Annotated in this window: 15 protein-coding genes; 4 read left to right on the forward strand and 11 right to left on the reverse strand. The window is 62.1% G+C overall.

All coding sequences use genetic code 11. The features are described from left to right. Window positions 1-104: 104 nt before the first annotated feature. The 3 genes from OQE56_RS06270 to OQE56_RS06280 are packed head-to-tail and all read right to left on the reverse strand — an operon-like array spanning window position 105 to window position 4,432. Window positions 105-1,223: an SLC13 family permease gene (locus OQE56_RS06270; protein WP_267222619.1), complete on the reverse strand. Its 1,119-nt coding sequence runs from the start codon at window positions 1,221-1,223 to the stop codon at window positions 105-107. 3 nt (window positions 1,224-1,226) lie between these two features. After that, a complete protein-coding gene (locus tag OQE56_RS06275) occupies window positions 1,227-3,710 on the reverse strand; it encodes an ABC transporter permease (RefSeq protein WP_267222621.1) in 2,484 nt (827 codons plus the stop codon). After that, window positions 3,707-4,432, reverse strand: coding sequence for an ABC transporter ATP-binding protein (locus tag OQE56_RS06280; protein ID WP_267222622.1), 726 nt, complete (start codon window positions 4,430-4,432; stop codon window positions 3,707-3,709). The genes OQE56_RS06275 and OQE56_RS06280 overlap by 4 nt, the downstream gene beginning before the upstream one ends. Here OQE56_RS06280 and OQE56_RS06285 point away from each other — a divergent pair. From OQE56_RS06285 to OQE56_RS06295, 3 genes are all read left to right on the forward strand, one after another. After that, on the forward strand, window positions 4,431-5,045 hold the full coding sequence (locus OQE56_RS06285) for an arylesterase (protein ID WP_267222624.1): 615 nt from the start codon (window positions 4,431-4,433) through the stop codon (window positions 5,043-5,045). The two genes, OQE56_RS06280 and OQE56_RS06285, sit on opposite strands and share 2 nt — an antisense overlap. Before the next feature lie 109 nt (window positions 5,046-5,154). Further along, window positions 5,155-5,886, forward strand: a complete 732-nt coding sequence (locus OQE56_RS06290; RefSeq protein ID WP_267222626.1) for a response regulator transcription factor — start codon at window positions 5,155-5,157, stop codon at window positions 5,884-5,886. 21 nt (window positions 5,887-5,907) lie between these two features. Then, window positions 5,908-6,894: a sensor histidine kinase gene (locus OQE56_RS06295; RefSeq protein ID WP_267222628.1), complete on the forward strand. Its 987-nt coding sequence runs from the start codon at window positions 5,908-5,910 to the stop codon at window positions 6,892-6,894. 4 nt (window positions 6,895-6,898) lie between these two features. Here OQE56_RS06295 and OQE56_RS06300 read toward each other — a convergent pair whose 3' ends face one another. Both OQE56_RS06300 and OQE56_RS20075 read right to left on the reverse strand, forming a co-directional pair. Next, window positions 6,899-9,106, reverse strand: coding sequence for a reprolysin-like metallopeptidase (locus OQE56_RS06300; protein WP_267222630.1), 2,208 nt, complete (start codon window positions 9,104-9,106; stop codon window positions 6,899-6,901). An 88-nt stretch (window positions 9,107-9,194) separates the two neighbouring features. Continuing rightward, complete coding sequence (locus OQE56_RS20075) at window positions 9,195-10,547, reverse strand: 3-oxoacid CoA-transferase (protein ID WP_323748556.1); 1,353 nt, start codon at window positions 10,545-10,547, stop codon at window positions 9,195-9,197. Window positions 10,548-10,711: 164 nt separating this feature from the next. Between OQE56_RS20075 and OQE56_RS06315 the strand changes: the two genes are divergently transcribed. After that, complete coding sequence (locus OQE56_RS06315) at window positions 10,712-11,761, forward strand: isoaspartyl peptidase/L-asparaginase family protein (protein ID WP_425601600.1); 1,050 nt, start codon at window positions 10,712-10,714, stop codon at window positions 11,759-11,761. 144 nt (window positions 11,762-11,905) lie between these two features. Here OQE56_RS06315 and OQE56_RS06320 read toward each other — a convergent pair whose 3' ends face one another. Genes OQE56_RS06320 through OQE56_RS06345 form a run of 6 tightly spaced genes read right to left on the reverse strand, consistent with a single transcriptional unit; the run spans window position 11,906 to window position 18,435 of the window. After that, window positions 11,906-15,235 carry a pilus assembly protein gene (locus OQE56_RS06320; protein WP_267222632.1) on the reverse strand — a complete coding sequence of 1,110 codons (3,330 nt, stop codon included), beginning with the start codon at window positions 15,233-15,235 and terminating at the stop codon, window positions 11,906-11,908. A 34-nt stretch (window positions 15,236-15,269) separates the two neighbouring features. Further along, a complete protein-coding gene (locus OQE56_RS06325) occupies window positions 15,270-15,824 on the reverse strand; it encodes a type IV pilus modification PilV family protein (protein WP_267222634.1) in 555 nt (184 codons plus the stop codon). After that, window positions 15,824-16,918: a PilW family protein gene (locus OQE56_RS06330; RefSeq protein ID WP_425601601.1), complete on the reverse strand. Its 1,095-nt coding sequence runs from the start codon at window positions 16,916-16,918 to the stop codon at window positions 15,824-15,826. The genes OQE56_RS06325 and OQE56_RS06330 overlap by 1 nt, the downstream gene beginning before the upstream one ends. Further along, the gene (gene pilV / locus OQE56_RS06335; RefSeq protein WP_267222638.1) at window positions 16,915-17,478 is read right to left on the reverse strand and encodes a type IV pilus modification protein PilV; all 564 of its coding nucleotides are present in this window, start codon (window positions 17,476-17,478) and stop codon (window positions 16,915-16,917) included. Before pilV ends, OQE56_RS06330 begins: the two co-directional genes overlap by 4 nt. Further along, window positions 17,475-17,948, reverse strand: a complete 474-nt coding sequence (locus OQE56_RS06340; protein WP_267222640.1) for a GspH/FimT family pseudopilin — start codon at window positions 17,946-17,948, stop codon at window positions 17,475-17,477. The genes pilV and OQE56_RS06340 overlap by 4 nt, the downstream gene beginning before the upstream one ends. A gap of 4 nt (window positions 17,949-17,952) precedes the next feature. Then, window positions 17,953-18,435: a type IV pilin protein gene (locus tag OQE56_RS06345; protein WP_323748557.1), complete on the reverse strand. Its 483-nt coding sequence runs from the start codon at window positions 18,433-18,435 to the stop codon at window positions 17,953-17,955. Between the last annotated feature and the right edge of the window lie 141 nt (window positions 18,436-18,576).

Consider the following 18,576-nt stretch of genomic DNA (forward strand, 5'->3'; position numbering starts at 1 on the left):
TTCCATACGAGTCTTGGCTCCCTCTCCCCTTCGGGGAGAGGGCTGGGGTGAGGGGGCAATCTAGCCCCAGGTCCATTTCTTTTCGCCTCTGAGCACCATTTGACTCATCCCAGCCACCGCCACACCAGATACACCAGTGGCGCGCAAACAAGCAGAAACGGGATGGAGACCAGATGCAGCAGCCGCGCACCGCGCGGCTGCCCCGCCAGCCGCAATGCGATGAGGTTGGCCAGTGAACCGATGGCCAGGCCGAACCCACCCACGTTCACTGCCACTGCCAGCATCATGGCATCGGGTGCGTGACGAAGTAGCAGCACCGTAGCAGGCACATTGCTGATCACCTGCGAGGTGGCGATACCGGTGATGTAGAGCGTGAGCGGGTTTTCGAGATCAAGTCCGTCCAACGCGCGTTGCACGACACCCAGTTCAGCAAAGTGTCCCAGCGCAAGAAAAATTGCGGCAAATGTTGCCAGCAAGAGCCAGTCCACGCGGGCCAGGATGCTCCGTTCCAACAGCACGAATGGCACCAGCAGCAACAGGGCGCCGAGCAGCGCGTGGTTGTGCTCCATCATCAGCACCATGCTCGCCAGTGCGGCGATGGAGAGGATGGCCTGTGAGGCAGAGATGGGATGGCCGTCTATATCCTCAGCGTGCAGCACCACGCGGCCGCGTGGCATCCACACCCAAGTGAGCAACAGAAGCAAGACAAACATGACGCCGAACACCGGCAGCATGGTGCGCACAAAAGTGAGAAATGGCAGATGCATGTACTGCCATAGCAACAGGTTCTGCGGATTGCCGATGGGGCTTAAGGTCGATCCCGCATTGACCGCCAGCGCTTCCAGCACCACCACGCGCATCACTGGCACATTGGAGATGCGGCCGATGGCGAGGGTCATCGGCACCAGCAGAAACAGGCTGACGTCATTGGTCAGCACCATGGATAGGACAGCCGCCATGCTGACCAGCAACAGCCCCAGTCCACGCAGTGAATGCGTGCGCTCGAGCAGTGCAGCCGCTGCGTGCTGCACCAGTCCGCTATCGCGGATGCCCTGGATGCAGATCAGCAGCCCAAGCAAGCCCGCTAGCGTAGGCGCCTGCAACCAGCGCTGGTAGTCGGCCAACGGTCGGGGATCGGCCACGGCCAACACGGCTGCCAACAGTGCAAAGCAGAGGAGCAGACGTTCCTGCGCCAACCGGGCGATCCATGACGGTGTGTGCAAAACTCAGGACTCCCGCAGCAGGCGCATGGGCGACGTGCGGCTTACCCGCGAGGTACCAGCCAGGCCCAGCATCATCACCACGGCGGCAGCTGCCAGTGCGGCCAGCAGCAGCGAACCGAGTGGCGGCACGAAGTGTTCGATATGGAAGATGGCATGCCCCAGCCACAGGCCAGTGCCGGCAGCGCCGAACGCCGCCGTGAGCCCGGCTACCAGACCTAGCAGTGCAAACTCGCACGCTGCGGCGGCACGCAGCTGACTGCGCCGTGCGCCCAGCGTGCGCAACAGCGCGGCCTCGTGGCGACGCTCCTGCGCGCTGGCGGCCAGTGCGGCAGCCAGCACGAGTGCGCCGGCCAGCAGGCTGAAGCCGAGCACCCAGCGCACGGCGCCACTTACCTGGGCCACGATCTCGCGCACGCGATCGAGCATGGCGTCGACATCGATCAGGCTGAGGTTGCTGTAGTCGCGTGAGAGTTTCGCCAGCGCCTCGGTGTGGCCGCGCGGCAGGTAGAAGCTGGCTATCCAGGTATGTGGCAGCGTGCTGGCGTGGGCGGGGTCGAATACCAGGAAGAAGTTCACGCGGAACGACGTCCAGTCGACCTTGCGGATGCTGCTTACGCGAGCCTCGATGCTGCCTTCGCCCACATTGAAGCGCATGGTGTCGCCGACCTTCAGCGCAAACAGGTCGCGCCACATGGTGTCGATCGATACCTCCGCCTGCGCCGGGTGCTCGCCCTGCCACTGGCCAGCGATCACCTCATTGCTGGGCGGTAGCTCGCTGGCCCAGGAAAGGCGCAGCTGCCGGTCGACCCAATCCTTCGCGCGCTCGTCCTTGAAAGTGAGCTGGTCGATGGGGCGGCCGTTGATGGCGGTGAGTTTGCCCACGGCCAGTGGCAGCATGTTGAGCTTCTGGCCGCCGATCTCGGCCAGGGTTTGCTCGAAGCCCGCACGTTGATCCGTCTGCAGGTTGAGTACGAACCAATTGGGCGTATCGGCCGGCAACTCACGGCGCCAGCCTTCCAGCAGGGCCGGTGCGACGATAGCGAGCAGCAATAGCGCGACCAGACCCAGGCTCAGCGCGGTGGCCTGCAGCAGGCTCATGCTGCGACGGCGTGCGAGAGCGGCCAGGCCCAGGCGTAGTGCGGGGTGCGCACCGGGCGCCACGCGTCGTGCGATCCACAGCAGCAACGCAGAGAGCAGGGCGGCGACCACGGCAACGCCCAGCAGACTCACCGCGAGTATGCCCGCCAGTTTGGCGGAGCCGCTCTGGCTCCAGATCAGCAGCAACGCCACCAGCGCCGGCACGAGGTAGAGCGCATCGAAGCGGCGCACGCGTCGCGCCGTACTCTCACGGAACACGGCCACCGGAGGCACTTCGGCAAGCCGCACCAGCGGCGGCAACGAAAAGCCCGCGAGGACCGCCAGCCCCATCACGGCCGCGGCGGCTGCCGGACCCAAAGGCATCGTCGTGGGCACGCCGGAGAACATCTGGCTGGCGAACCCCCAGGTGATCTGCGCAAGAAGCAGCGCGACCAATGCCCCGAGCGTGACCGCCGGAATGGCGAGCAGGCCCAGCGTGCCGGTCAGCAGACCAAGCACCTGCCGGCGTGGCGTACCCAGGGCACGGAGCAGGGCTACTTCGTTGGTCTTGCGGCGTGCGTAGCGCTGTGCGGCCATCGCGATGGCAACGCCCGCCAGCAGCGCGGACAGCAGCGCGGTGAGCCGCAGAAACGCGCTGGCGCGGTCGAAGGCACTGCGCATGCGCTCCTGCGTTTGTTCCGGGGTAATCAGTTCCGCGCCCTGGGGCAGGGTTTGCGACTGCACCCACTGGCGCCATTCCTGCGCCTCATTGGGAGATCCGGCGACGAGCAGGCGGTGACGGGCACGACTGCCCACGCCGAGCAGGCCGGCCTGTTCGGCGTCCGCGATATTCATCAGCGCCCGTGGTGCCATGGCGACGAGCTCGCCGCCGTCCGGTTGGCGGATCAACTCAGCGCCGATGCGCAGGTCGCGCCCGCCCACCTGCACGGTGTCACCGACCTTCAGGCTAAGCGCTACCAGCGCACGGTGATCCAGGTAGACCGTACCGGCGGGAGGGCCATGGCCGACCGCATTTCCATGTTCCGCCTGGTGGATTTCCAGCGTGCCGCGCAGTGGATAGTTGCCGTCGGTGGCCAGCACATCCAACAGCTGGCTTTGTTCGTGAGCAAACGCGACGCTGGGGAAACTGGCGCCTTGCGTCACCTGCAATCCGCGTTGTGCCGCTTGCTGCGCATACGTTGCTGGCAGCGCTTGCGGGGCACTGATACCCACGTCGCCGCCGATCAGCTCGGCCGCGCTGGCCAGCACGCCGCGTTCCATGCGGGTGGACAGCGTGGCCACCACGCCGAGCGCCACCACCGCGAGCACCAGCGAGGCGCCCAGTGTGCGCAGTTCCGGCAGATGCCATTCGCGGCGCAGGCTGCGCAGGGAGAGTGCTAGCAGCTTCATGGCGCTACCGCGGTGGATGCGCGAGACGGCGCGACCACGCGCCCGCTATCCAGCGTTACCTGCCGGGCGCAGCGTGCGGCCAGCCGGGGGTCGTGCGTCACCAGCACCAGCGTGGTGCGGTGATCGTGATTCAGCGCAAACATCAGGTCGCTGACATGCTGGCCGGTGCGCTGGTCCAGATTGCCCGTCGGCTCATCGGCAAACAAAAGACGAGGGCCGTGCACGAAGGCGCGCGCAATCGCGACGCGTTGCTGCTCGCCACCGGATAGCTGGGCAGGGTAGTGGCGGCGGCGCGCGGTCAATTCCACGGCGTCGAGCGCTTCGCGTGCCCGGGCGCGTGCGTCGTCACGGCCTTCCAGCTCCAGCGGCAGCATCACGTTCTCTTCGGCAGTGAGGGCCGGCAGCAGATGAAACGACTGGAACACGAAACCCACCAGGCGACGGCGCAGATCAGCCCTGGCCTCCTCGTCCATGCGTTCGAGCGGGTGGCCGTCGAGCGCGATGTGGCCGCTGCTTGGTGTATCCAGTCCCGCCAGCAAGCCCAGCAAGGTGGTTTTGCCCGAGCCGGAGGCGCCGACGATGGCGAAACTCTCTCCCTCACGTACCTGCAGCGACACGCTGGTGAGAATATCCAGCCGGCCTTCGGGGCCTTGAACCGACTTGCTAACATCGGCCGCGTCCAAAAGAACGCCATTGGTCAGAACAGAGGCACTACCACTCATGCGTCGTTTCCTTTGCTTGCTGGGCCTGCTGGGTGCCCTCGTCGAGGCCGCTCACGCAGCCTCGCCGAAAACCGTGCTCGTGCTGGGGGACTCGTTATCCGCCGCGCACAACATTCCGGTCGAGTCTGGCTGGGTGCATTTGCTCGGCGACCGTCTAGCCAAGATGGAGCCGGGCTGGACGGTGGTCAATGCCAGCATCAGCGGGGAGACCTCGCTAAGTGGCCGCAATCGGCTTCCTGCGCTGCTGGAGAAGACGCACCCCTCCGTGCTGGTGATAGAACTGGGCGCCAATGACGGCCTGCGCGGTTTGCCGCTGGCGCAGCTGCGCGACAACCTGGCAGCCATGGTCGATGCCGGTCAGCAGGCCAAGGCGCGCGTGGTGCTGGTGGGGATTGAGCTGCCCGTGAACTATGGTCCCCAGTACCGGGATGGCCTGCGCGCGGTGTACGCAGGTCTGGCGCACGAGAAGAAAACCGCGCTGGTGCCCTTTTTGCTCGATGGCGTCGCGCTAAAACCGGCGCTGATGCAGGAGGATGGCCTGCATCCGGTGGCCTCGGCGCAGCCGCTGGTGCTGGACAACGTCTGGGGGGCATTACAGCCGCTGTTGCGCTAACGTGAATACGGTCACAACCCCATGTGAACCGGTCTTCCGGATTTCACATGGTCCTCACGATGCGGGTCGTTAGCTGTTCACCTTTGTGAAATCAGTTCAGGAGGAAGGGATGAGCTCGCGCGACGAACAATCGGGACTGATTCTGCTGGTCGAAGACAACCGCCAGATTGCCGAGATGGTGGGCGAATTTCTGGAGCGCCGTGGCTACTCGGTCGACTACGCCGCCGACGGCGTGAGCGGACTGCATTTGGCCGTGTCCAACAGTTATGACGTGGTCGTGCTCGACCTGATGCTGCCGGGCATGGATGGCCTGGATGTGTGTCGAAAGCTACGACGTGACGCCAAGAAGTCCACGCCGGTATTGATGCTTACCGCCCGCGACACCCTCGAAGACAAGCTGGTGGGACTGGAAGCGGGTGCAGATGACTATCTGGTCAAGCCGTTCGAGGTGCGCGAACTGGAGGCGCGCCTGCGGGCATTGATCCGTCGCGACCGCCGCCAGGTCTCCACCGAAATCCTTACCGTGGGCGACATGACCCTGGATACCGCCACCCTGCGCCTGGTGCGCAGTGGGCAGGAGCTCACCGTATCGCCGATTGGCCTGAAACTGCTGGCGATCCTGATGCGGGAATCGCCTCGTGTGGTGAGCCGCCGCGATATCGAGCGTGAGATCTGGGGCGATACACTCCCCGACTCCGATACGCTGCGTTCCCATCTCTATAACCTGCGCAGGGTGATCGACAAACCGTTCGATCGTCCTCTGTTGCATACCATCCACTCCGCCGGTTACCGCCTTGCCGATCTTGAATCGGAGGTGGCGTCCGCCTCGCAGCCGGCATGATGACGTCCTCATGAATTGATTATGGCTAGCAGGGGCAGTGCACAGTCCGCGCTGGTTTTTCAGCGCGGACTGTTTCATCGACGCATTTCGATCATCTTTGGCCTGCAAATGCTGGCCATCGTGATCGCGTGCCTGATGGGTTTCTATGACGTGGCGCCGGTGGGTGCGGTGCTGGCGTTGATCGTGATCATCAGCGCGCTGGCCTGGCTTGCCGCGCGCCGCGCGTGGGCACCGGTGAGCCGGCTTGCCGAAGCGGTCAGTCGCTGGGACGAGCAGTCGCTGGATCTGGATGGCTGGCGCCCTGACCAGCTGCCGCGCCGCACCGATGCCGATGTGGCGACCTTGGCCAGCAGCTTGTATGCATTCGCCAACCGTATCGTTGGCTACAACCAGCGCGAGCGCAGCTTCACCCGCGATGCCAGCCATGAGCTGCGTAGCCCGCTCACGGTGATCAAGATGTCAGCCGACATGTTGGCGGATGATCCGTCGCTGGGCGAGTTTGGCCAGCGCTCCGTGCAGCGCATCAAGCGATCGACGCGTGAGATGGAGGCCTTGGTCGAAGCGCTGCTGATCCTCGCGCGCGAGTCGGATAACGGGCTCACGGAAGAGGATTTCGTGGTGAACGACGTGATTCGCCACGAACTGCCAGATGTGCTGGACATGCTGGAGGGGCGCCCGATCACGCTGGAGCTCGAAGAGCCTGCGCGTTTCGCCTTGCATGGTTCGCCGCGCGTGTTCGCGGTGCTCTGCTGGCAGCTGATACGTAACGCCTGCCAGCAGGCCGAGGGCGGCACCGTGGTGATTACCGTGATGCCCGGTGTGGTGACGGTGACGCATCGCGGAGAAACATCGACGCCGAACGGGGCCGATCGTCATGGCTTCGAACTGGCCATTGCCCAGCGCATCAGCGAGCGCTTCCATTGGCCGCTGGAGTTGCAGACGCGCGATGGTCGTCGACACATCGCGCGTATACGTTTTCCCGACTCCCAGAGCGTGGTCGCCAGCTAGTCCTTTATGGCTTGCTGATCAATCCAGAGACGACGCTCCAGCCACTGGGGTATGCCCAAAAGAAACCGCCACCCTGCGTATCCGGGAAGCTCAACATTTGCGTCGAGGTAAAGTTTCCGCTGCCATCGTTTTGCCAAAGATAGAGCGTGTTGCCCGGCGCGTTCCAGAGGATGCTGGCTGCTGGTGTCGAGAACCGGTCGATCGCAGCAATATGGTAGCCGGCAGGCATAGAGTTGATCACGTAGCCCGTGCGCGCGGCGCCATTCATTGTCCAGTATCCGAACTGCTGTGTTGTGTCGTTCGTCCAGATCAAGTCAGCTTTTTGGTCGCCGTTGACGTCACCAGCACCGATCAGCTGCCAGCCAGCCGGGTAGTTGTCGCCGCGTACGCTGGTGAACCCAGCGCTACCATTGTTCATCCAGAAGTACAGGTCATTGGCGGGACTGGTCCAGACCAGATCCACATGGCCATTTCCCTCAAGGTCACCAACGGCCGCGATGTAATAACCCGCAGCCACATTGATTGTTTGGATGCCGATTTGCCTGGCGCCATCCATGAGCCAGTAGCCAAACTGGTGCGTTGAATTGTTCATCCACAACAGGTCTGCCTTGCCGTCACCGTTGAGATCGGCAGCCCCTATGAGGGTCCAGCCGGCTGGATAGACACCCAAAGAGGTAGCGGTGAAATTGCCGCTGCCGTCATTCATCCAGATGTACAGGTCATTGGCGGCGCTAGTCCAGGCCAGGTCGGTGGCGCCATTTCCGTCGAAGTCCCCTACGGCGGCGATCCGGTAACCGGTGGCGACCGAGACAATCTTTCCGGTTTGAGCTACCGCACCTTGGACAAGGATGGATGCGTACTGCCCTTGTGAAGGGTTCTGCAGCAACAGATCGGCTGAACCATCACCATCAAGATCCACGTAGGGTTCCTGTCGGATATTGAATGCCGCGATCGTCGGCATGGTTTGATTCAGTGCAAGGGTCTGATTGGCCTGGACCGGGTCTCCGCAGGGATTTCCGTTGCAAAGGCTGATGGCGGGATTGGCGAAGTAGGGAACGGACTGCTGGTTACCGGTGCCGTAGGCCATGATCGTGAAGAAGCTTCCGCTGGCCAACGTCTGCCGCCAGCCATAGGCGTAGGGAAACACGCCAGGGCCAGTGGCATCGGCGATGTCATGGGCCAGACCCATGTTGTGTCCCATCTCGTGTGCAAGGGTGACGTCGAGGCAGTAGTAGCCGCCGTTAGAGCCATCACCGATCGTGGAATACCCATAGGGTGCGGATGCTGTGGTGATCGCCTGTCCACCTGCGAAATTGAGATATCCGAGGCCGCAAACACCACCTTGGCCGCTTGATGAAAATGGGCGGACCAGACTCACCAGGTCAGCGCCAAGCATCTGGCGACGCGCGCGTAGGGCTGCCAGCGGGCCGGTGGTGGACGTATTGATCATGTCACTGAGCACGGTGCCGTCGGCGCTGTAATCTGGATAGTTCACCTGCATCGTGCCGACCAGTCGCACATGGCCGTTGACCTGACTGTCGCTGTAAGCCTGATTGGCAACGGCGACCAGGTAGTTCAGGCGTGTAACGACCGCTGATACGGAGCCCAGCTGGGTCACCATACCCGGGGTGTAGCCCAGCAACAGGTCCACGCCAGGGCTTGTTCCCGATGTGGCCATCGCCAAAGCGGCCTGGGTACGGGGAACGTCACTGCTGGTGGGGCTGACGGCAGGTGGCAGTACGTAGTCGATGGCCGGAGGGGCGCTTGGAACCTGCAGCACGGCACGTGCTGCAGCCGCTTGTTCGTCTTGCTTGGCGATATAAGTCTTGCCGTTCTGCGTGATCAGTCGCAGCGGCTTGCCCTGCGAGGAGAGCAAAGAGCCGAACACAGCGTCCTTACCAAAGGTGATGACAATACTGCGTTCACCATCTTTCGTGGCTACTTTGCCGATCCAGGTCTGGTTGCCGTCACGCTGTTTATCCACGCGGACGGTCTTGGCGAAAAGACGTTCGCCATCGGGGGTGGTCATCCACATCCCACCTTCGGCAAGCGCGCTTGACGCGGCATCTCGTTGGATGTCGGCAGGAAACAGGCGTTCCGTACCCTGAAGAAAGCTGTCTTTTGCCGAGATCTGACGTACCAGTTCTGGCGCCGCAGCCACACAGTTGTTGCTGGCGGCCAGCACCAGCAACACAAAAATCAATTTGCGCATCGCTATCCCCCTTGATGCTTGTCTTGGACATGCCCGTCATTGGGCAATCCATTTTACGACGGAACATCCAGGGGGAGTACGCCGTGGTTCAGAGGCCGGGCGAGACTAGGAAATGGCAGCCTGTCTTGGCCCTGACGTCATCGACAGTCACGCCATCCTGCAGCTCGATCAGGGTAAGGCCCTTGCCCTTCTCGACCGAGAACACGCACAGGTCGGTGATGATCAGGTCCACGCACTCCTTGCCGGTGATCGGCAGGTCGCACTGATCTTTGATCTTCGGCGAACCGTCCTTCGCGGTGTGCTCCATCAGCACCACCACGCGCTTCACGCCGCTGACCAGATCCATCGCGCCGCCGGGGCCCTTGACCATCTTGCCCGGCACCATCCAGTTGGCGAGATCGCCGGTGCAGGACACTTCCAGGCCGCCGAGAATCGACAGATCGATATGGCCGCCGCGGATCATCGCGAACGACTCCGCGCTGGAGAAGAAGCTGGAGCCTGGCAGGGTGGTGATGGTCTGCTTGCCGGCATTGATCAGGTCCGGATCGACGTGCGCGTCATCCGGGAACGGGCCGATGCCGAGCAAGCCATTTTCCGACTGCAGGGTGACGTCCATGCCCGGCGGAATGTAATTGGCTACCAGCGTCGGGATGCCGATGCCGAGGTTCACGTAGAAACCATCCTGCAGTTCCTTCGCCGCGCGTTGCGCCATGGCGGTGCGGATCGGGCTTTCCTTGCCGGTGTTGGCGCCTGCGATGGTGCGGAACTCGATGCGCTTCTCGTACGACGGGCCCTTGATGATGCGGTCCACGTAGATACCCGGCACGTGGATGTTGTCCGGCTCGAGCGTGCCGACGTCGACCAGCTCTTCCACTTCGGCCACGCAGATCTTGCCGCAGGTGGCGATCATCGGGTTGAAGTTGCGCGCGGTCTTGCGGAACACCAGGTTGCCCAGGCGGTCGCCCTTCCAGGCCTTGATGATCGAAACATCGGCATGGATCGCTTCTTCCAGCACGTACTCCTTGCCGTTGAATACCTTGGTTTCCTTGCCTTCGGCCAGCTTGGTGCCAAAGGCCGTGCGCGTATAAAAGCCGGGAATGCCGGCACCACCCGCGCGCAGCTTCTCGGCCAGTGTGCCCTGCGGTACCAGGTGCAGTTCCAGCTCGCCGGCCAACACCTGGCGTTCGAATTCCTTGTTCTCGCCCACATAAGAGGCGTACACGCGCTTCACCTGGCGCGTCTTGAGCAGCGGGCCCATGCCGAAATCATCAACGCCGGCATTGTTGCCCACGATGGTGAGTCCCTTAGTGCCGGCCGCCAGCAGCGCCGCGATCAGGTTCTCGGGAATGCCGCACAGGCCGAAGCCGCCGGCGGCGATGGTCATGTCGTCGAACAGCAGCCCGTCGAGAGCTTGCGCCGCGCTTGCATAAACCTTGTCCATTGCGATGCCTTCTTGCAGGGGGTAGCCAGCTGCCAAGGATACGACGGAATGGTGACCGGACACGCCTTGCAAAGGTCCGGGGGCGTTGATGCCCTGGCCCGGCCGGCCATCCGGATGAGCATGGACAAGGCGGCTGGCTATACTCCGGCCAAGGTCAAGGGAGTATGTCTGTGAAGTCCAGTCGTCTTGTCGCAGCCATCGCGGCACTGGGGATGGCCTCCGTGAGCCACGCCGCATCGCCGGTGCTGGTGATCCACGGGGGCGCCGGGGTTATCAAGCGTGAGATGAGCCCCGCCAGGGACAAGGCCGTACGCGCCGCGTTGACCCTGGCACTCAAGAACGGGTATGCCCAGCTGAAGGCAGGCAAGCCGGCCGTGGATGCGGTGGCTGCCGCCATCACCGTGCTCGAGGACGACCCGAACTTCAACGCCGGCAAGGGCTCCGTCTTTACGCACGATGGCAAAAACGAGCTGGATGCGGCGATCATGGACGGCAACACGCTGGAGGCCGGCTCCGTCGCCGGCGTACATCGCGTGAAGAACCCGATCCTGCTGGCGCGTGCCGTGATGGAGAAATCCCAGCACGTGATGCTGGTCGGCGAGGGTGCGGAAGAATTCGCCAGGCAGGCGGGCATCGAGCTGGTCGACCCTTCGTATTTCCGTACCGATGAGCGCTGGCAGCAACTGCAGAAGGCGCTGAAGGAAGATGCCGAGCACACCAAGCATTCGGACGTGGAGACGGCCAAACATTTCGGCACGGTCGGCGCCGTGGCGCTGGATGCCGATGGGCATCTCGCGGCAGGCACCTCCACCGGCGGCATGAATGACAAGCGCTGGGGCAGGGTGGGCGATTCACCGATCATCGGCGCGGGCACCTATGCCAACTCCGGTTGTGCCGTATCCGGAACGGGCTGGGGCGAGTACTACATACGTACGGTGGCAGCGCATGAAATCTGCATGCGCGTGACGCAGATGCGAGTGCCGCTGCGCCGTGCGGCTGCCGAGGTGATCAATCAGGAAATTCCATCGATGGGTGGCAACGGTGGCGCCATCGCCGTGGATGCCAATGGCACCGTCACCATGCCGTTCAATACCGATGGCATGTATCGCGGCTGGATCGGTGCCGACGGCGTGCCGCATGTCGCCATCTATGGCGATGAGGACGACGGCACCGCTGAGCCGCTGCCTGCCGCTGAAAGCAACAGCGGTCCCTGAGTCAGCCGACAGGGGGCAGAGGCGCGCCAGGCCTGTGCCTATCCTTGCTCCTGCTTGCGGTCCATCAGTTCAAGGCTAAGCACGCTCAGGCTTTCGGTTCCACAACCGGGTAGGCCTGAGCGTGCTGCGCGAAACACTGCTCCCTTATTTGACGCCTTCCTGATACCAATACGTGCGCTTGCGTGTGTGGAAGCTGGGCGGCGATATCTGCTGCGCGCCAAGGGCGGAAGAGCCGTCCTGAGCACCCGCGGAGGCCTGGTTGCCGCCGCCGATCAACACGCCCACGGTCTGCATCGATGCGCCCGTGCCAATCTGCACGAAACCGAATACCGGCGAAGGCGGCATACCACCGCCATTAAATGGCACAAAGCCGTATTGGTTCAGGCCAAGCCCGGTGAGGAAGCTGACGGCATAACCGCGAGCGATACCCAGGTTGGCCTGACAGACCGGCGTCGAGCTCGGCTGCGTTGGCGTGTTGGTGCCGAAGTAGGTGTAGCCAGACACGATAAGCGGTGCATTGACGCCCTTTTCGCTGGCCTGGTAGTTGATGAAGAAACCCTGGCTCGTGCCACCCGAGGAGGACGGGGTGGTCGAGGTGTACGCCACGGGCGTCTGTCCGCTGGTGTACAGGAAGGCCAGATTGGATTCGGTAATGGGCGTCCAGGTGGTGGGTACGCTGGTGCCGGTGTTGGGATCCTGGATCGAGAAGAACGCGTTCTGTACCTGGCTGGCCGTGCCCGGCGATGCCGAGTAAAGCGGGTGTTCGCGGTCACCCGACGAAGCCACCACCACGTCATAACCTAGCGGGGTCGTCTCCACATCGGGCGGATAGAAAAACTTGCGCGCGTTGTTGCCGGTGCCACCCAGGCTGGCCAACTGGCTGACCGACCATGCGGTGAAGCCGCCGGTCAACGGCAGATCGACGCGCCAGATATTGCCGCCTACGTCGGTGGCATACAGGCGATCCGTATAGCCGTCGCCATTGCGATCGAGCAGGGTGATGGTGGACGGTATGGAGTGTGTCATGCCGGCAACGGCCACACAGGTCCCCTTCTTGGGGGCATTGGAGCAGCTCTGCTGCGCAGCCCACAGTGGCGTGCCGGTGACGGCGTCGATCACGTAGATGGCGCGCCCCACGCTGTCGCTGGCGGGCGGCGGGTCGCTGTCTTCGGCCGTATCGTAACCACCACCCATGATCAGCACAGGGTTGGTCTGGCCGGCAACGGACACCTGGGTAATGATCGGCTGCGACCACGCTTCGCCCAGCTCCGGCAGGTCGGCCTTGGTTTTCTCCCAGAGGAACTTAGGCGCCAGCGGATTGGTGACGTCGAACGCGTAAATGAAGCTACCGCCGCGACGGGGCGTGAGGTAGATGTACTTGGAGCCATAGGTGGTGCTGGCAGGCCGGTTATCGATGAACACCGCCGTCGAGCCATCGAAGAAATAGTCCTTCGGTGTCGAACCGTTCGGTGGGTTGGCGCCGAACTTCGCCGAAGGACTGTTGTTGTAGAGGCGCGCAAAGCGCGGGAAGAACTCCGGCGCGACAAAGGACCACAGTTCGCCGCCTGCGGGAACCGTGACGGTGCCACTGGTGATGCTCGCCGTCTCGTTGCCATTGATGGCGTGGTACATGCCGTCGTTGGAACCGTAGAAAACCACTACACCGGTGGTGCCACCGTAGTTGATCACGGCAGGCTGCGAGTGCAGCACATCACCATGAATGGATGGGCGTGCCGTGGAGGTGTAACTGTTGGGCAGCGTGGGCGTTAACCCGTACGGGCCCGGCTCGGTTTCGTTGTTCGCCAGATCTTCGCCGCGCACCCAGTTGACCAGTGTGCTGGTACTGGGCACCGTGCTGCTCGAGGTGCCGAAGGCCGTATTGGCATTGGCTATCAGCGTCGCATTGCTGGTAGCAAACTTATCCAGCGCGGTCGTGCTGCAGGCATTCGTGCTGTTGCTGCAGGTGTAGACCGTGCGGACATCGCTTGCCAGGTTCGTGCCGCGAAGCACTTCCGCGACGGCGCCTTTCTCAACTTTCTCGCCATCGGGCGAATCGAAAGCGCCACCCGCACCAAAACTCTGTCCATTGGCTTGCCACGTGTTGTACCAGTAACCCGTGCTCGGCCACTGTGCAGTACCCACGGTATTGGCTGCGGTGGTCCAGAAGCTCACTGCGCTCTGCGTAATGAAGCCCGTGTTGTTGTTGATGGCGAGATTGCCAGCCGAGTCCACCAGCGCTACGCCGCCGCCGCTGAAGCCCGCCTGATACTGCTTGAGATTGCCCCACCAGCGCGGCAAGAAGCTGCTCTCCGGACGGAACATGCCGTAGAAGAACTGGTTCTGGTACGTACCCTGGTTGTTTACGCTGAGCGGCAAGCTCACCGAGGAGAACACGCTGTTGACTGCCTCGACTTCGCCAAAAATCTGCAGCAAGGCATTGACCAGTTCCTGCAGTGGATTGGCATCGTTCACGTTGACGATGAAGGCTTTGCCACCGCCATTGGACGCCATCGCCTGCATATAGGCGACTAAATTCGGATTGCTGCCGTCCGTCACGACGATGGTGTAGGTAACGATGTTCTCGATACCGCTTGGGTCCTTTCCACCGGACAGGTCGTTCTGGAACATGAAGCGAGCCCATTCCGGGCCGCCGCCTTGTCCCTGGTATTTGTTGTTGGGCGCGGGGATGGTGACTACCGCTTGCTGTGCGGAAGTCGCGCCCGCCGCCTGCAGTGGCGTCAGCCAGTCGACATTCGCGCCCGCTTTGGTATTGGTAAAGGCACCGGCGATGAAGACGTGAAAGTTCTTCCGGCAATAGTCGCTGTTGACGAGGTTGGTGTAGCTCTCGTTGGATAGACCCACCTTGGCGGCATAGTAGGCCCACACTTCCTGCAAGGCCGTACCCATATTCTCGTTGTTGGATCCGTCCGCCGTGCGATCCAGTCCCACAATGGTGGTCAACAGCGAATTCAGGTTGGTCACGCCAGCAGACGTGGGTCCGCCAATCAATGGAAGTGGCTGCGGGGCGGGGCCCGGCGAACCCATCACCGATGGCGATTTCAGCGTTGCGCCATTACCGGAAAAGGTCTGGCCCGTGTTTGCCGTGCCATCCTTCTTGATGTTGTAGCGCATCAGGCCAACATTGATGTTGCCGGATAGCGAGGTGCTCTGGCCGAGATCGTAGACCGCCTGGTAAAGCGCGCATTGCACAAAGCCCGCATCTTTTCCCGCGTTGTTCGATGAGGTGGGTTGCACACCATTGACGGGCGGGCAGGTAAACGTAACGGCGCCGTTCCATGCGCTGGCAGTATCCAACAAGATCATCAGATCAGGCGTGCCACCTGGTTGCGCACTGATCGGCGGCGCGTAGATGTCGATGTCCTCCGCACTGACAAACGGAGAAAGCACGGAGGCCGTCGCAGCGAGCAGCGCAACGGGCAGTACACGACGCAAGAGTTGACGATGCATGCTCATGGCACGATCCCGGAAGAAAGGTGAAAAGGGGACTTCAATGGCATTCGGCCAGCGCGGACGGCGTGAACATACGCGCTGAAATGCCCTGGTGAAGAACGACTGCCGTTGCCGATACATTCGCGTCGGTCACCGAGGACTGCACATCCCATTGCGTGTCTGAGCAGGGGGTATTGGTATTTGTTCCAGAATTGATCTGGCCGTAGGAGGACTGCTTGGACGACATTTCGCAGGCCACGTCCGTAGCGACATTTGGATTCAGCGAGGAGCCGAGCACGGGCGTGATGGCATCGCATACCGGTGCCGCGACCTGCGCGGTGTAGGTGATGGCGGTGCCATAGAGCTTCACCTGAAGTGGGGTGGTGCCGGTAATCAGCGTCTGCGTGAAGGGCTGACTCACCACGTATTCGATGCCTTCCTGGGCCACTGACTGCGCTTCGAACTGGAACTGCTCGTTGTTGGCGACTTTGATGTCGGAAAGGCTGGCGCCGACCATGGAGGTTGCCGAGATCATGAAGATCATCAGGAAGATCATGGTGGTGACCAGTGTGAAACCGCGCTGCAACCGCCGGCTGGCATGCCTGCTGTTCATCAGTGGATCTCCCTCATGCCACCCGTGTTCCACACACGCGCAAGCGAGGTGTAGACGTGGCGCTTGTAGTTGTCGTTGTAGGGGCCATCCGTAGTCTGTCCGCCATCAACCGTGGTGCGCCCGAGGTTGTAGGTACGGCTATCTGTCCATCCGGCGGTGAAGTCGGTATTCCGAGACAGCACGCTGACGCGCACTGTGGTTACATTGGACCAATTGGTCACGGCATTGGCCCAGCTATACGTGGCCACACCGGTACATGTGGCGGAGTTATCGATCGCAGGGTCGTCGACGTAGCAATCGGGTGACCCATTGCCATCCTGATCCACGCCGTAGCTGTAATGGATGTCCTGGATGCCCTCGACCAGGGACGATACGGTCACCGCGCCACCGCTCAGTTCAGCCACCTTGAGTGTGGGAATGTTGTCGCTCGGCGAGCAGTTGTCGCAGGTGGAAAGGAAGTACGTGCGCACCACGTATTGACGAAGTTCGGCGGCTTTGCCGTTGCAGGCCAGGGTCTGAAGACTGAAGTCCGTACTTACCTTGCTGAACACCAGGGGCACGGCATCGGTGCTGCACTGTGAAAGTTGCAGAAAGAAGTTCGTGCCATCCACGGCAGCCGAAACGTCTCCTGATACATAGCGGACCGTGAGCATTTCCGAGTTGGGAACCACGTTGTAGGTCGACAGACAGGCGGGCGTCGCGGCATTGATGGCCCGGCCAACAAGGCTGTTTGGCAACGTCACTCCACCGGTGGTGCCAAAGCCGAGTGTGGTTTGCGTCGTGGCACAAAGATCCGGGTTGCCATAGGTTGGTGAAGTCGGCAGCAGGCTGGCACGTCCGAAGAAGCCCGACATGGCGATGTCGCGCTGGATGGACTGGTTGGCGAAGCGGCCGTTCTCCACCTGGGCGGACGTTTTGCTGAATTCGTTGTGGTTTTTGCTATTTGCCACATACAACGTGCTCAGCGCCGCCAACAGCACCAAGCCAATGGCCATCGCGATCATCAACTCGATCAGCGAAACGCCCTGTTGAGGGCGATACGCGCGTGGTGCCCCATGGCTCCGCGTGCATCCGTTTGAAGGTAGGCGTGTCATGACGTGAGGTTGCCTATCTGGATTTTGACGCTGACGGCACGGCGTAAGGCATCGTTGGTGCCAAAGTTGCCTTTTCCACAGGTGAGCGTGGGCGCGACAGTGGAGGTCAGGCCTTGCCAGGCGACGGTGATGCGATAGATGTTGTTGACCGGGTCGGTTTGGGCGATGCATCCCGTCGCACCGATCATGGCGCCCACGTTGGTGGTGCCATTGACCTCGCTGGCACCTCGCAGCTCGCTTTGCCAGGCGGCCAGGTCGGCGTTAACCATGGCCTGTTGCGCTGCGGTGCTGGTCGCAACGATGTTGACGGTGCACGAGGGCAAGGTTTGTGTCGTGACCGTACCGGTGGCTCCATCGGAATAACAGGCTGCCACCTGGCGATTCGCATTCATGCGCGACACCATGTCCTGCACCAGGGTCAGCGCCTGTACGCGCTGAAACGACTCCATCTGATTGTGCGACGACTTCATCGACAAGCCGATCATGCCGAGCAGCGCTATCGCGGCGATGAAAATCGAGATCAGCACCTCGATCATCAACATGCCTCGCTGATGCTTCATGAGCAGGCTCCCGTCAAGATTTGGGCGCGCCCGGTGGCGCCGACTTTGACGCAAACGGGCTGCACACCCGTGATGGCCGTGGTGGGCTTGATGGTGAAGCTGACGTTCAAGGGCTGCTGCATGCGCCCATTGCCGCCGAACTGAAACTGGGTGTTCGCGTTGGTTTCGGTGATGGTGATGCCACTCAGGGCCGCTTCACTGCGAATGGCGGCAGCCGTTCCTGGCGCTACCGACCAGCCGGCATTCCAGCCCGCTGCATTGGCCGATACGTTGACCACCGTGTTGCGCTTGATGGCCTCGCTACGCGCAAGCGTGACGGTCGAAACAAGGTCAAGCGATGCATTCTTGATGCGCTGGCCGTTCAACATAGGAGCAAAGCTGGGGACGGCGAGCAGCGTCAAGATGACAACAATGGTCACCGTGACCATCAGTTCGACCAATGTGAAGCCACTTTCGGACTGGGTACGCATAGGCTTATTGCCAGCATTGAGTGACGGAGCCGCTGGCCGATTGGACGCCTTTGGTGCCGTCGTTGGCCAGCGTGAGGATGTTGCAGACCGTATCGCTGGCCTGGGGTCCGTTGGCCACGGGCGTGGCCGTGATGGTGTAGCTCGGCGGCGGACCGGAACTGGTCGCCACGGCGATCTTGTAGTTGGATGAGGTGCTGTCTGGCAGCGTGGCATACCCGAGCTGGGTCACGCTTGTGGTATAGGCGCGGTTGTCGATCAGAAACCGTTCCTGCGCCGCCGCCATGTCGAGCATGACGCCCTCGGCCGCATTGCGGTTACCGTGCATCACGTGGTTGTGATAGCTGGGAAGTGCAATCGCAGCCAGGATCGCGATTATCGCAACAACGATAATGAGTTCGATCAGCGTAAACCCGCGCGCCAACGATGCCCGATAGCGGGCTTTCGCGCATGGCAGATCGAGTGGTACCCCAGAGTCGTCTCTCTTCATTCGTCCCCCCCTTAAAAGGACTCCTGAATGGATGAGTTGACGATCCTCCCTGATCTTCTTGTGACACCTAGCCGGCGCCTTGATGGCGCCTACGTTGGGTAAGCGCCATGGGTGAGCAGTCTGTCACAGGTAACGCGCTTT

This window comes from Dyella silvae, assembly GCF_026421305.1.
Classification (GTDB): domain Bacteria; phylum Pseudomonadota; class Gammaproteobacteria; order Xanthomonadales; family Rhodanobacteraceae; genus Dyella; species Dyella silvae.